Origin of the sequence: Chamaesiphon sp., assembly GCF_041738855.1 — a bacterium.
Classification (GTDB): domain Bacteria; phylum Cyanobacteriota; class Cyanobacteriia; order Cyanobacteriales; family Chamaesiphonaceae; genus Chamaesiphon.
In genome coordinates, this window is record NZ_JBGSPA010000080.1 from 1 (window position 1) to 15,243 (window position 15,243).

A 15,243-nucleotide genomic window follows, 5' to 3' on the forward strand; every position below is an offset into this window, starting at 1 on the left:
ACCGCTAATTATCAACAAGCAGAGCTTATTGATAATAATTTATGAAACACTTAGTTTTTGAGGATTGGTAGTGATTGGCTCAAACACAGTCAGGTAATTGATTTGATGATGAGGCTAGCCTCATCGAACTCAGGTTAGTAGTTGCGCTAGAGTGATGTCGCCACGACTCAGATGATAGAAGGCAATATTCACCAGTGCTGGATGTCCCCTCACTAACTCCATCAGTTGTTTGGCTGCCGCTCCATCGTCCCAGTCGAGTCCGTAGCATCGCGCTAACTGCTGCACTTCCGCTAACGAGAAAGTATCTAACTGAATCGGCAAGCCGACATTAAACGGGGATTGGTTGAGCTGAAGGGGAATGTAAATCTCCGTTGAGTGAACTACAATCAGGCGGAGCTTTTGCCAAATCGGGAGGATTTTGGCTAGTTCGTACCAAGAGCGCAGCAATGGCAAAAAATCATGGGCGATCTGCGGATGCTCGAAAATGTGATTCAGCTCATCGAATACCAATACCAGCGGCGTAGAAATTTTATCTAATAGATAGTGTTGGAAGTAATCAGTACAGCTAATTTTGCTGCCGAGATCTTCATCCCAATACTCGTCGAGTATCGGTTTGAGCTGGAGCTGACGAGCGACATTCGTACAGATACAACGCAAAAATCGATCGAGATCGCTCACAATCGATTCGTCAACTTGGGCGAGATTGAGGCTGACGGTGTGGTATCCCAAGTTTTGTGCCGATGCCAGTACCCTCAGCAGCAGGGATGTCTTACCCATTTCTCGCGGTGCTTTGATCCGTACCAATGCTCCTGGCTTGCTGATTTCGAGATCGATCTGCGCTTCAAAAGGAGTGCGCTCTAAATAAAATAGCGAGCCGAGCGGAACTGCACCATTGGGGTAGCGAGGTGATGTGTCTAGCGGTAGAAAATCATTGGTGAAACTTGTCTCAAAGACGATCGATCCGTTCCCACCAGCACAGATCGACTCAGGCTGGAAAGTCTGCGGCGATCCAACATCTACCGTTGAAATTTCTCGCCAGTCTAGTTCTAGTTTCCGACAGAGTTCTTCAAAAGTCGTGTAGTCAACAGCTTTGCCCGTCAGAAATTTATTAACAGTAGCGAGTGCGAAGCCGACATCCTCAGCCAAAGAGCGTTGACTGGGAAAACCATTGCGGTTGAGTGCCAGCTTGACTCGATCGATGCAATTCTCTTGAACTCTGAGGGATCTGGGCATAGCACCTCTCACGATAGATGTTTCAATCTTACAAGATAATTCAAGCAAGAAGTAGTGATTCGATATACATAAGTTATAAACAAGTTAGTCATTCTTAGGTGCGAATTTAGTCAGCAGTCGAGTTTGATAGATGTATCGAATGCGCTCGAACCAAATCTAATTAAGATGTATTGGGAATCGATTATGCAACTACCTTCAGGCCCCCAAACCCCCGCTTTTGTCCAGCTCACGCGCTGGATTTTTAGCCCGATGTCATTCATGGATGAATGCGTTCGCCGCTTTGGAGACATCTATACCCTCAATCTGGACAAAAATATCCCGAAATTAGTTTTTGTCAGCAATCCTCAAGCCTTGCAGCAAATTTTAACTCAAGATACTAGAGCAGATTTTCATGCTCCAGGCGATCGGAACGGTTTACTCAAATCCTTGCTCGGTGACAACTCGGTAATTTCCTTGAGTGGGGTACAACATCAACGCCAACGACAGTTGATGATGCCACCATTTCATGGCGATCGAATGCGAACATATAGTCAGGTTATTAACCAAGTCACGACGGAAACGCTTGCGCAAGTCCAGATCGGTCAAACTTTCGACGTGCGGAAGACCACCCAAGCCATTACCCTGCGGGTAATTATGCAAGCGGTATTTGGAGTAGATCGGGGCGAGCGCGCCGAACAACTAGCACATCTATTAAGCGAACTGCTCGATCGCAGCAGCTCTCCCCTGAGTGTCTCGATGTTATATTTTCCGATCCTCCAGCAGGAATGGGGTGGCATCAGCCCTTGGGCGATCCAAATGCGCGTTCAGCGAGCGGTAGATGCCTTAATCTACGCCGAGATCGCCGAACGTCGGACTCACCCCGATCTCTCCCGTACCGATATCCTCAGCCTATTGATGGCGGCGCAGGATGAGGCGGGTGAATCGATGACCGATGTTGAATTGCGGGATGAATTGATGACGCTGCTGGTTGCCGGACATGAGACGACGGCGACAGCTTTAGCGTGGGCATTATATTGGCTGCATAAATTACCAGCCGTCAGGGATAAACTAGTCGCGGAACTCGATCTCTTGGGTGTAGATCCAGATGTTAACGCGATCGTCAAAGCACCCTATCTCGAAGCTGTTTGTAATGAAACCCTGCGGATTTATCCGGTAGCAATGTTGACTATGCCTAGAGTTAGTCTCAAATCTGTGACGCTTGCCGGACGAGAAATACCACCAGAGACAACCATATTGGGATCGATTTATTCAACCCATCAGCGATCGGATTTATATCCCCAACCCCAGGAATTTCGCCCAGAACGCTTCCTAGAGCGAAAGTTTTCGACCTTTGAGTTTTTGCCCTTTGGTAGTGGTGCCAGACGCTGCATCGGTAGTGCGTTTGCCATGATGGAACTGAAGCTCTCCCTCGCCAAGATCCTCTCGCGGTGGGAACTGGAATTGGGAGATAAGCGGGATATCCATCCCAAACGCCGAGGTTTGGTTACGGCTCCCGAACGCCCGATCCAACTACTGGTCAAAAGCCATCGCTCGGCGATCGATCTCCACCCAGTCCAGGCAATCGATCGCGGAGCGTTCGCCTAGCGAAATCGACTCCCCTTGCTGGGATGATGAAAAATCCCGATCTTTTCATTATCATCTTTAACCGATCGAGTGTTTGCAATATAGAAGTACATTTTTGGCGCGTGGGGCTATTGCCATGCAGGTTCGAGTCCGATCGATACATGATAACCATTTACTTAAAAGGAAGGTTCGTGAGTGTCCTCAGTCAGAGTCCCAACTTAGGACACTTCGTGAATCTGCCGTAGTGTCTGATGAGATCTGTTGACGATGGAGCATCTGTGCCGACGATCGGTTCGCAGCTACTCGATCCTAAAGATCCCATTCCCAAACATGATGGCGGAAAAAATAGCATGAAATTAGAAATTATTACCATTTGCTCCAGATCCGTTCGCATAGCGTCTCTGGAAGAGAATCGCGCATAGATTGTCATGGCAAAACTAGCTTAAATCCAACTCAGTAACTAGTCGCAATGAAAGAATTAACATTACTGCGGAACGCTGCATCAACCGAACAGCCCACTCTAACCTTGCGAGCTGGCAATCCTGATGATGCCCAGGCTTGTGGAGAGATCTGCTACCAAGCGTTCGAGACAATTTCAGCACAACACAACTTCTCATCCGATTTTCCCAATGTCGAAGCGGCGTGCGACTTCATGCGCCAACTATTGACTCGCCCCGATCTTTACTCAGTGGTAGCAGAAGTTGGCGGTCAAGTTGTAGGTAGTAATTTCTTGTGGTCAGAGACGATCGTGGCTGGGATCGGCCCGCTCTCAGTTTCCCCAAGCATCCAAAACGCCACTGTGGGCAAACATTTAACGCGAGCTGTTATCAAGCGCGCATGGCAGCAGAAGTTTGCTGGCGTGCGCTTGGTGCAGGCAGCATACAATAATCGCTCTCTAGCTCTGTATACTAAGCTGGAGTTTGATGTGCAAGAGCCGCTGGTGAGTATGCAAGGACAGGTACTCGGACTCAAAATTCCCGGTTATCTAGTCCGGCTGGCAACCGTTGACGATTTGGCAGATTGCAATCTTCTGTGTCGGCAAATCCACGGTTTCCATCGAGAGCGAGAACTCGATCGGGCAATTCAACAGGGCACAGCTACCGTCGTCGAGCAGGACAATATCATTACTGGATATGCCACCTCGATCGGGTTCTGCGGTCACGCGGTCGGTACCAGCAATGAAGATCTCCAGGCACTGATTGGTGCAGCCACATCATTTACCGGACAAGGATTTCTAGTGCCTACACGCAACAGTCAACTATTCCGCTGGTGCTTGCAACAGGGACTGCAAATCGTCCAACCGATGACATTGATGAGTCTGGGACTTTACGTGCGACCCGCAGGTGCGTTTCTACCTTCAATTCTGTTTTGAAAAGCGAGAAATTGTAAGGGTAATCGATCCTTTTCCTGCAAGATCCTGACTTCAGCTATCCTGATTGAACCCCTTATTCGATCGATTGGATGTATTAGACTGATAGTGTCAGTCTAATACAGAATTAGGCTTTTTATTAGGAAGTACTCCATCGAAATGCGGTAAGCAGCGGGAATTCTGTCTCGTAGAGATTGGAATAGGCTTAGGTATTGGACAATAAGGGCTTAAGAACTGGTAAGGAACGAAAAAGCACAAAAGCTATGGCAGAGGATACTGTAGTAAATAAGTGGTCATTTTCAAGACAGATCGATCGAACAGACTGGAAGCAGCATCTTGATTCACATCGTCTACTAATCTGTGACTTCAAGCAGTTTCTTGAGCCATTTCACCTGCCGTTATTCGCAGACAGATTTATGGGGATGCTTCGGTTTCACTGTTTTGAGCAAGCCGGACCCAGATCGAGTGTTGAAGAACTACAGATTAGCTTTCAAGCACCTCATAACTTTCGGGTAAAAATAGCTTTTAATAACTCGAAAGAGCAATTTTCTGAAGAGTATTCATTTACCATCGCCGATATATTGGCATATCCAATTAGTAGCGAGCCTTTTCTGAGAACTCAAAGGCTGGAGATAGGCTTATTGTTACCATCTGATGAACCGGAAATCATTGATTTCATCAAAGATCCGGAAGTCTGGAAGATGAGAGGTGAGCGTTATTCTCCTCTTGTGAACATCCACACCGTCTATCAGAGTAATAACCATGAGCTTCCTTGGTACAGATATTACTTTGTTGTGCGAATGTACCAAAGCAAAGAGCCAATTGGCTTTATCGGTTTTTATCAAATCTCACAACCTAGCTTTATCACCCCTCTAATTAGTCAGAATCCCTATGAATCCGTAATGCTTAGTTATGGACTATCCAAGCACTACTGGGGAAAAGGACTGATGTCTGAGTCCCTTTCTGCTTGTCTCCCTTGGTTCATCGCGAGTCAAAATGTGCGTGAATTAGTAGCCTTTGCAGAGATTAATAATCAAGGTTCCCGTCGAATTTTGCAAAAGCTAGGGTTACAAGAATGTGGACTGTTGGAAAATTCGATGATTAGTGCCGATCTAAAAGATCTGTATAAATTTACGAGCTACAAAAGCTGATATAGGCTGGAAATGCCGAAAATTTTCTACCGCCGCCGATCGTGTTTGGCGTTTAGGATCGACACGATCGCATTCTCATATCTCGCATCCTCTCCCAATGTATCAAAGAACTGGCGCAATTTAGACGCGATCGATGAGGTTAAGACCGATCGTACCAAGCCTTACTTTCAAATCGAAAACTCTAGTCGTACACAGATCGATCGGCACAGAATAAGGAACTAAGCCGCTCCACTCAATCCACCTATGCCCGATCGGGTGGCGGTTGCTAAACTGCTAGCGACTGCACCAAAATATGGGATCGCCATCTTACACCTAGAAACACTATGAGCCGCCAAAAATTAAAACAACTATTTAAAAAAAGCTTGTTGTGTTCGGGAGTTGGCTCTGGCGTTTTGGCTGTCGGTATTGCGCTGGATACGATCGTTGGTGGCAGTGTTTACCATCCTCTAACTCATGTTTATAACACTTTGAGCTGGATCGGGTGTAAAAACTCACAGGTTTATTACTGCAACAACGATCCAGCCACAGCCGCCCCTGTTGCGGTGTCAGGAGCGAATGGTGTTGTCGTCACTTCACAACATAACGCGTCTGAAATCGGGTTAAAAATTCTCAAACAAGGGGGTAATGCGATCGATGTGGCAGTTGCGGTAGGATACGCTTTAGCCGTAACAGATCCTTGCTGTGGCAACATTGGTGGCGGTGGATTTATGCTCGTCCACCTTGCCAATGGTCAAGATACTTTTATCAATTTCCGCGAGAAAGCACCTCTGGCTGCTACCAAAAATATGTATCTTGACAAACAAGGCAATGCGATCTCCGACTTGAGTACGAAGGGTTATCTTGCCGTGGGAGTTCCAGGAACTGTTAAAGGACTAGAATTAGCTCTTGCTACCTACGGCACGATGCCTCGCGATCGAGTGATGGCTCCAGCCATCGATCTGGCAGCTAAGGGTTTTAGCCTGCAAACAGGAGACATCCAGATTTTAAAGGAAGGCACTAAAAAATTTCAATCTTCACCAAATGTTGCCAACATATTTTTGAAAAATGGTAAAGATGGTTTAGCCGTAGGAGATCGTTTAGTGCAAACAGATCTGGCTAATACTCTTCAGCAAATTTCCGATCGCGGTGCAGATGCTTTTTATAATGGCGCGATCGCGCAGGAGGTTGTCAAAGTTAGTCGCCAAAATAATGGCATTTTGACACAGCAAGATTTTGCTAATTATACTGTCTCCCAAACTCCACCACTCCGCTGTAGCTATCGAGGATATGAAGTAATCACTGCACCACCTCCTGGCGGCGGCACTACTTTATGTCAAATGCTCAATATTTTAGAAGGTTACAAACTCAAAAAAGGCGATCTGCATTATCCAGACAGATTGCACTTAATGTTGTCAGCAATGTTGTATAGTTATGCCGATCGAAATAATAGTTTGGGCGATCCGGATTTTGTCAAAAATCCAGTCGAAAAACTGGTGTCGAAAGACTATGCAGCTCAACTTCGCGCTCGAATTCCGCTAGCACGGGCGATTCCGCCCGAACCACTTTATAGTCTGACATCACAGGAGGGCACTAATACCACTCACTACTCGATCGTCGATCGCGATGGCAATGCAGTAGCCGTAACTTATACCATCAACTCTTACTATGGTGCGGGCATAATTGCTGGTAAAACTGGTTTCTTTCTCAACAATGAAATGGATGATTTTACATCTAAACCAGGAGCCGCTAATAGCTTCGGCTTGGTACAAGGCAAAGCAAATATTATCGAACCTGGAAAACGCCCATTAAGTTCAATGACACCGACGATCGTGATGAAAAATGGCAAAGTTTTGATGGTAACAGGTAGTCCTGGTGGCTCGACAATTACCACGACTGTTTTGCAGATGATTACTAACGTAATCGACAATGATATGGATATTGCGCGAGCTGTGAATGCTCCGAGAATTCACTATCAAGGCTTACCAAATGTGGTCTTGACAGAACCATTTGCACTTAAATCTAGTGAGGTACAAGATTTGTGGTCGATGGGCTACAGGGTTGCTCCGTTTATCACTTGGGGTGCTGCTGAATCTATTTTGGTAGATCCAAAGACAGGATTGATGTCTGGGGCTAACGACAGTCGTAAAGGAGCGGGTTTAGCTGTTGCTTATTAAAGCATATGTAAGATTGGAGAGAATACACAATGAATAACATATTTTTGGCTTCCAAGCATTGGCTCAATCCTACAACATTGAGATCTAATCTGATATTTATAGCGATCGCGACATTATTGTCGATGGGAGCTGGCTTGTTAATGCAAACTGGTCTATTAACATCATTGGCCCAAACCCCACTTTCCCAAAGTTACTCACCTCACAACATTATACCCATTCGGCTTTGGATGAAACTGGCTGTGATTTTAACTCTCGTGCTGCCCGGATTAACTTTGGTAATTTGTTGGCGTTCGCTAGCGGCTCGCCGACTACTAGTTCTATATATTGGCGTTATAGTGGTGCAAATTTTGACCGAAACACTATTCCGTCAATGGCAGTTGCCACGAGGTATAAATTACATCATCGGTTTTATCTATACTAGCCATCGCCTGTGGCAGTTGTGGTGTTATCAGCAATACATTCGTAGTCACCAAGATCTAGTTAAATTCCGTCAAAACATGCTGATGGCTACCTTCAGCATCGATCTCATTTTTTGGACAGTGAACTGGTTATTTCTGTTAATCGCGCTAGTAACCGGGTGAAAATTCTGCTAAATAACTTTTTAGCTTAGAAGTTAGTTGGAAGTCATTCACAAGTCAGTTAATCTCAGGCTCGAACTCAGTTATTACTGGAGTTTAATCGATATATCGGGTTCGAGCAAAACGAGCTAGTGTGATTAAACCCAATTTTCAATCTAAAAAATCATGCCTGATAACTCCAGACGATCCACCAAAGAGATCCTCTTCTCATCTCTTAGCATACTGATTATTATTAGTTCTACTATGATTGGCTTGACTATGTTATGGAAAGAATGTTCGCGGCTAATAACTAAAGATCTCATCTATCCTTCCACTTGGCGATAGATCGCAAACCGATCGATTTTGTTAACTTACATTTGTTCAATTATTACATTTTGTTTCAATGTCGGATAGAAGATTTTTATTTTATTAATAAAAATCTGACAATCGATCTAAATTGCAGAGTAAATTTGCTCCTGAGAATATCGGTAACAACTATGCTAAAACGACTTTTTATCCTCAAACTTGGTTTGCTCTTATCCTGCTTGTTACCACTGCCAGTCTTAGCGCAAAGTATCGAGGGGATAAATATCTTTGGTGATAGCCTGGTAGATAATGGCAACGCTTTTAAAGCCACTGGGGGACTAGTTCCGCCCAGTCCGCCTTACTTTAACGGACGTTTCTCTAATGGCCCTGTTTGGGTCGAAGGTTTTTCTACTGAGTTAAAATTACCAGCCGGAACGACGAATAACTTCGCCGTGGGTGGAGCGACCAGCGGTACGGGCAATACAATTAATGTCGCGCTTCCAGGTTTGACGACTCAACTCGATGGCTTTTTACTCCTCTCACCAACAGTCAATCCCAACCAATTATTTGTCATCTGGGCGGGTGCGAATGACTATCTCGGCGGCGGTATTACCAATCCAGCCACGGTAGTTGGCAATCTATCCACAGCTACTCAAAGGTTGGTCAATGCTGGAGCGCAGCAAATAGTCGTCCCCAATCTCCCCGATTTAGGTAAGATTCCGGCTGGCTTGGCAGATCCAGTGCAAAGTGCCGGACTCACCCAACTATCAGCAGCGCACAATAGCGGTTTGAGAACATCTCTGCAAGCCCTGTCTCAACAAAATCCCAATCTGTCGATCGTGCCAACCGATATGGCAGCATTATTTAATGCCGTCATTACTAACCCCGCTCGATTTGGCTTTACTAACGTTACTCAACCTTGCTTGAATACCACCACTGGAGCTGTTTGCGCTAGTCCCGACACATCTCTATTCTGGGATCCACTTCACCCCACTGCTGCGGGTCACAGGCTGATCTCTGCTTATGCTTTAGATACTGTGACGGCGGGACGATCGATCGCCGCTCAGTCGGAAACTGCTTTAGGCAATGCCAACCGCCAAACCCGCGATATCAACGGTCGGTTACTCGCACTGCGAACTACCGCGCGTCCGATAAACGGACAGGTTGGTGTATTTGTGAATGGTGATACGAATTTTGGAGATCGATCTGCCACCATCACCAACACGGGTTTTAATATCGATACTAAAGGCTTTACGGTCGGTGCTGATTATCCAGTTAGCCAGAATCTCGCGGTAGGTTTAGCGGTGAGTTCTGCAAGTACTAATAACCAATTGAATGATAACCGAGGTAAGGTTGCAGTTAGCAGTACCTCTGTCTCTGTTTATGGCAACTATACTCAGGACAAATTCTACACCGATGCCCTGATTAATTATGGTTGGAACAGCTTTAATATCGATCGCAATATTCAGGTACCAGGTTTTACCCAAGCCACTGCTAAACCCAATGGCAACCAATTATCATTGCGAATAAATAGTGGCTACGATTTCGGCTCCAATGATGGCTTATCATTTGGGCCAACAGCGGGAATTCGTTATACCAAAGTCAACATCGATGGCTACACCGAGCAAAACGGCGATATCTTAAACCTCAAAGTCAATCCCCAAGAGTTAGACTCGTTGATTTTTAATATTGGTGCCCAAGTATCTTATCCATTTAAAGCCTCCTTCGGGACAATCTCACCTTATTTTGCTGCTAATTTCGAGCATGAATTCGCTCAAAACGATCGACAGATATCGACCGAACTCGTGACTCAACCCGGTATCCCCATCCGCACTAAAATTGGTGCGAACGATCGAGATTTTATTCGCTTGAGTACTGGTTTCCAAACGGAATTTACCAACAGTTTATTTCTCAATTTGGGTTATGAAACGATCGTTGGTAAAGATAACTTTCGCGATAATTATCTCAATGCCACAGTCCGCTATCAATTCTAAAAGGAAGGTTCGATCGGATTGGCTTGTTGTCTAATGGACGAAAGAAACTTTGGCTGAGTGCGTTGGGTTTCATTCTTCAACCCAACCTACAGATCTGAATCGCGCTTCTTATCCTGAGCTACGCCAACGAATGCCAACGATTGAAATCGTGGCTAATGATGCAAAGTCCGCCTGCGCGGACTGAAATATTAGTCCGCGCAGGCGGACTTTGTATCACAAGCGGCGGTTTTAACCGCTGTGAGTGTAGGTAGCAACTTCGATATCCAAAAGTCAGTCACAAGTTAGTCATTCGTAGTCTCGAACTTGGTTCGGAGTCGAGTTAGATGGAGGTGTGAGATGCAAACCAGCAGCATTTGAGCTATGCCATACACCATCATCGACGCGCTAGATCGAGTCATCCCATCGTTGGTACAGCCGCTGCCGAGGAGCATCGTACCGACGGACGAGACACAACGCCAACACACTAATTGCCTGTGTGCCTGTCGTGGGGATTTTCCCCATCAACAATTACTCATATCAGACTACGACCTCACTTGGTCGATTCTAGAGCGCGATCGATCTCAATGTAGTCAGGAGGTGAGTGCTGAAATGGTGACAGTCTGGGAAGCTGCTGGAATTAATTGGCAACAGCGGGCAGTCATCAATCTCAAAGTGGCATCTAGAGAGCTGTGGACGCATCGCCAGCTCCGCCCGGATGGCAGCCTGCTGATGGCACTAATGATGCACGATGATGGGTTTGGTTCGTCCCGCATTCTGCTGTCTGGCTATCTCCAACAGCATTTTCCCGCTGGTTATTATGTGGCAATTCCCGATCGACGAGTCGGTATCGTCACGCCGCGCAATCTCTCAGAGCGCGAACGGCAAGAGATTCAAAATTTGCTCCAATCTTATTACGACAGGGCTTCTGTGCCGATCGGTTCGCAGCTCCTCGCCCCTGAAGATCTCATTCCCCAACATTATTACTGGAACTAGCGATATAAAATAACGCGATCGATTAAGACAAGAACACGGTCGAAAGAATTTTTTGATCGAACTTTTTGATGACATCATAACGCCAGGAATAACTTGACTTTAAGTATTGACAAAAGTTAGCGAAAGTTACTCTCATTTGGTAACTTTCGATCGAGACGTTTTTCAGATTTTTTCCTGTTTTGAAATCTCTAAGATGAGAACATACCACGGCAAGTATTTAAATCCCCGTGAGTGTTTACACTTTAATGGAGTAACCGCAGTGATTAATTTCAAACAGATCGATTCAGTCAAGCAACAAGAAAGACCGATCCTCCAAGACTCCAAATTGCCATCGATCGACGGAGTTGTAGATATAGGTACTCAGTTCATTCAAACCTCTTCCCCCTGTTCACCACAATCTTTAACGCCACTGGTGAACGATCGGGAAGACGCTGGGATCGTGCCGTTGCTAAATTCGATTCAAGGTATAAATGAAGCACCAAACGTTGAAGATACAATCGCACCGATCGTTATGCAGATCTGCGAAGCAACCGACTGGGATTATGGAGAGATCTGGATTCCTTCAGCTAACTTCAAAGTTCTAGAGCTGACCGACGTTTTTCATATTGCATCGAACACCGCTGATTTGCTGTCTCTAGAGCAATTTCGACTATGTAGTGAAGGGTTTGTTGTCTCAGCTGGAGAGGGATTACCAGGGCGGGTTTGGTCATCTGGGCAATCTGAGTCGATTGCCGATGCTACCGCTGACTCAGAGTCTTATTGGTTGCGAAATAAACTCGCTAAAGCATTCGATCTGAGTGCTGGGTTTGGCGTGCCAATGATCGAGAATGGGCGAGTGCTGGCAGTTTTGGTATTTTTTCAATTAGTAACTCAGCGATCGATCGGTGTCTCGAACTAATGCAGGACACCTCAACTCAGCAACGAAGTTCCCAAAAGACCTAAGTAAATATACTTAGCATTCCCCAAAAGTCAACCAGGATTACTCTCTTTTGTTAAAGGTAGATCGAGACGTTTTTCAGATGTTTATTTTGAGAGATATCTCTAAGATATAAATAATTGAATCGAGAAATATATTGTAAAAAAATATAAATAAAATCATGAATCTTATCTATCGCGGCAATATCTACAATTCTAATTCAGCCAAGCTAAAATCTCTTTTTTTAGCTCAGAACTAAATCAAATTAGTTTGTAAGTTGATGTATAGAGGTAACACTTATCAGCTCGGCTCAAACACCTCTGCTGTTAAACCAATCAGTTATAAGCTGACTTATCGGGGTAATACCTATTACGTCAATTAGCATGAATCGATCGATTCAACCATCAGATCTAAATAGGAATTCAGCACTAATGTATGGCATCTCAACTCGAAAGCAGATTTTAATTATCGATCCAGATGCGTCATTGGCAAAAACGTTACTCGACGATACTTATGGCAATCTCATTGAAGTGACGATCGCTTGTAATAGCCTCGCTGGAATAACGTTGGTGAAAGAAATCATGCCAGACGCGGTTTCGATCGGCTCTCAGCTTTCTGGCATCGAATGTTATGAAGTGGTGCAGAAATTGAGATCGTTTTCCCCCACAACACAAATGCCGATCGTCTTCTTTTCTGGACTCCCAGATCTGAGTCGAATCATCGATATCACCGAACTCAAACAACCCTCAACTCAGCAACAAAAGCGATCGCGTCAGCAAGAGCGACTCGCCAAGATCCTGAAATGGTCGAGCAGTGCTTGTGCGATCGCTGGAGGGGTTTTGCTGGCATCAAATATCTCTATTAGTGGATTTGGTTTTATCGGTTTGGCTACAAGTTCGTTTCAGATGTTATTAGCTAGCTGCTTGCTGGCAGATAAAACAATGGTTGTCTATTCTGGTGCGCTGTTTATATTTGTAGATTGTTTGGGAGTATTTCGATGGCTGATAGTGTAGATCTGTTTTCCGCTTTCAATGAAAAGACCATCGCACCGAGCACCCCCTAAAAGACTTAAATATTTATACTTAGTTAGCTCGAACAAAGTAAATAATCGCTACTCACTTTAGTTAATTTACGATCGAGACGTTTTTCAGATGTTTGTTTTGAGTAAGGTCTCTAAAACATAGATAATTAAGTCGATTGAAGACAGTGTTTTATAAACTAAATTTCAATTAAAATCATGCCTAATCATCCTAAGAAACCCACTCAAGAGATAGTATTGTTGTCTTGCGCCACGATCGCTACTTGTATTTTTATCATATTTAGTTTTTCAGTGGTATGGAAAGAATGTTCGCGGCTATTTACGAATGAGTTCTCCTATCCATCATCTTGGCGGTAAATGGCCTTATTTCCAAACATTATCGCTGGATGTAGGCGGATTGAGAATAGCCTATCTTAAATCATGGCTACAGGATCGCTCTAGCGATCGCATCGAGCTGTCAGTACCGAACGATCGGGTAAGTCAGTTACAAGTTAGTCATTCTTAGATCCGAACTTAGTTACTAGCAAAGTATGATTTTTAAATATTAGATCGATCTACTCTCACGGGAGATCGATCGGGAAAGAATGCGCCAACAAGTAGCAAGCAGCCTGTGGAACCAATTTTTTGGGACTCGATCGCGATCTACACACTCAGCCTGTAGGTGTATCTCATGTGCTTACCCTAACTTGATTAGACATGTTTAGAAAACTCAGACTGGGAACTCAATTTACCCTAGTATTAACCCTAATCTTTTTAGTTGGAATTACGCTTAGTGGCGTCACATTGTCGCGGGCAATGCAATCGAAAGCAGAGGATGAGATCTCCACCAATGCTGAAATTCTCACCCAGACGATGAATGCTGTCAGGAAATATACTAGCGATCGGATTGCGCCCTTGTTGCAAGAGCGGCTAAACGCAACACCAACGTTTGTTAGTGAAGTTGTTCCAGCTTTTTCGGCGCGGGAGGTATTTGAAAACTTTCGCCGTCAGCCCGAATACCGCAATTTTTTCTATAAAGAAGCAACGATTAACCCGACCAATCTCAACGATAAAGCCGATCTATTTGAAACCGATCTGGTGACGCAATTTCGCAAACAACCCGATCTGACCAAGCTCACTGGCTATCGGAATCTAGCTGGTGCAAAACTGTTCTTCACTGCGCGTCCTTTAGCAGTAACAGCAGCCAGTTGTTTGCAATGTCATAGCCGACCTTCATTAGCACCGAAGAGTCAGCTTGCTAGCTTTGGAGCCGAACATGGGTTTGATTGGAAACTCAACGAAATCGTGGCAGCTCAGACTATTTATGTGCCCTCTAACGCTGTATTTGCCAGAGGAAATCAATATCTGGTGTTGACGATGGGCATTTTTGCCTCGATTTTTGCGGTGTTGGGGGTACTCATTAACTTGCTGCTGAAGTGGCGGGCGATCGATCCGATCGATCGGCTAACCACCATCGCCCGCAAGATGACAACTGGCACGATGACGGCAGCGCAAATGGGTGAATTTGATACCCCCACGATGATGAAAGTAGCTCGACGGGCAGACGAGCCAGGGCAACTGACTCGTGCTTTTCAGCACATGGCTCATGAAGTTGCCGTCCGCGAGCAAAATCTCACTCAGGCGGTCGAGCACCGCACCGCTCAACTGGCTGAAAGTATGAAAGCCGCCCAGTTAGCTAAAACTCAAGCTGAAGAGGCTAATAATACTAAAAGTACATTTCTGGCGAATATGAGCCATGAATTACGCACGCCGCTGAATGCGATCATCGGCTATAGCGAGATGTCGATCGAAGAAATCACCGATTTGGGCATCCCCAGTTTGGTACCAGACATCCAAAAGATCCACGGTGCGCATTCGTGACAAGTTAAGAAAATTAGAGCTTTGTCAAGGAGGAATGGAGAATATGTCAAACTCTTACTAAACAAGCATTTGAGCTGATATAAGCAGATGACTCGCAGCCCTAGAACTAATCGTGACCACGCAAAAAAAC

General features: G+C 45.2%; 12 protein-coding genes and 1 pseudogene. 12 read left to right on the forward strand and 1 reads right to left on the reverse strand.

The window, feature by feature from the left end; genetic code table 11:
* Positions 1–132: 132 nt before the first annotated feature.
* Positions 133–1,233: pseudogene (locus ACEW9I_RS08085) on the reverse strand (AAA-like domain-containing protein); the annotation flags it as partial.
* Positions 1,234–1,416: 183 nt separating this feature from the next.
* Between ACEW9I_RS08085 and ACEW9I_RS08090 the strand changes: the two are divergent.
* The 12 genes from ACEW9I_RS08090 (at position 1,417) to ACEW9I_RS08145 (ending at position 15,113) form a co-directional block, all read left to right on the forward strand.
* Positions 1,417–2,817: a cytochrome P450 gene (locus ACEW9I_RS08090; protein WP_373539844.1), complete on the forward strand. Its 1,401-nt coding sequence runs from the start codon at positions 1,417–1,419 to the stop codon at positions 2,815–2,817.
* 230 nt (positions 2,818–3,047) lie between these two features.
* Positions 3,048–3,218: a hypothetical protein gene (locus ACEW9I_RS08095; RefSeq protein WP_373539845.1), complete on the forward strand. Its 171-nt coding sequence runs from the start codon at positions 3,048–3,050 to the stop codon at positions 3,216–3,218.
* Positions 3,219–3,265: 47 nt separating this feature from the next.
* Positions 3,266–4,168 carry a GNAT family N-acetyltransferase gene (locus ACEW9I_RS08100; protein WP_373539846.1) on the forward strand — a complete coding sequence of 301 codons (903 nt, stop codon included), beginning with the start codon at positions 3,266–3,268 and terminating at the stop codon, positions 4,166–4,168.
* 260 nt (positions 4,169–4,428) lie between these two features.
* The gene (locus tag ACEW9I_RS08105; protein ID WP_373539847.1) at positions 4,429–5,316 is read left to right on the forward strand and encodes a GNAT family N-acetyltransferase; all 888 of its coding nucleotides are present in this window, start codon (positions 4,429–4,431) and stop codon (positions 5,314–5,316) included.
* A gap of 323 nt (positions 5,317–5,639) precedes the next feature.
* Positions 5,640–7,469 (forward strand): gamma-glutamyltransferase, encoded by a 1,830-nt coding sequence (ggt, locus tag ACEW9I_RS08110; RefSeq protein WP_373539848.1) that lies wholly within the window; start codon positions 5,640–5,642, stop codon positions 7,467–7,469.
* 29 nt (positions 7,470–7,498) lie between these two features.
* Positions 7,499–8,050, forward strand: coding sequence for a hypothetical protein (locus ACEW9I_RS08115; protein ID WP_373539849.1), 552 nt, complete (start codon positions 7,499–7,501; stop codon positions 8,048–8,050).
* Positions 8,051–8,523: 473 nt separating this feature from the next.
* Positions 8,524–10,326 carry an autotransporter domain-containing protein gene (locus tag ACEW9I_RS08120; RefSeq protein WP_373539850.1) on the forward strand — a complete coding sequence of 601 codons (1,803 nt, stop codon included), beginning with the start codon at positions 8,524–8,526 and terminating at the stop codon, positions 10,324–10,326.
* A 360-nt stretch (positions 10,327–10,686) separates the two neighbouring features.
* Positions 10,687–11,298 (forward strand): hypothetical protein, encoded by a 612-nt coding sequence (locus ACEW9I_RS08125; RefSeq protein WP_373539851.1) that lies wholly within the window; start codon positions 10,687–10,689, stop codon positions 11,296–11,298.
* Positions 11,299–11,491: 193 nt separating this feature from the next.
* Positions 11,492–12,196 (forward strand): hypothetical protein, encoded by a 705-nt coding sequence (locus ACEW9I_RS08130; protein ID WP_373539852.1) that lies wholly within the window; start codon positions 11,492–11,494, stop codon positions 12,194–12,196.
* Positions 12,197–12,597: 401 nt separating this feature from the next.
* The gene (locus tag ACEW9I_RS08135) at positions 12,598–13,227 is read left to right on the forward strand and encodes a hypothetical protein (protein ID WP_373539853.1); all 630 of its coding nucleotides are present in this window, start codon (positions 12,598–12,600) and stop codon (positions 13,225–13,227) included.
* A gap of 351 nt (positions 13,228–13,578) precedes the next feature.
* On the forward strand, positions 13,579–13,758 hold the full coding sequence (locus tag ACEW9I_RS08140; protein ID WP_373539854.1) for a hypothetical protein: 180 nt from the start codon (positions 13,579–13,581) through the stop codon (positions 13,756–13,758).
* Positions 13,759–13,949: 191 nt separating this feature from the next.
* Positions 13,950–15,113 (forward strand): DUF3365 domain-containing protein, encoded by a 1,164-nt coding sequence (locus ACEW9I_RS08145; RefSeq protein WP_373539855.1) that lies wholly within the window; start codon positions 13,950–13,952, stop codon positions 15,111–15,113.
* Positions 15,114–15,243 lie beyond the last annotated feature (130 nt).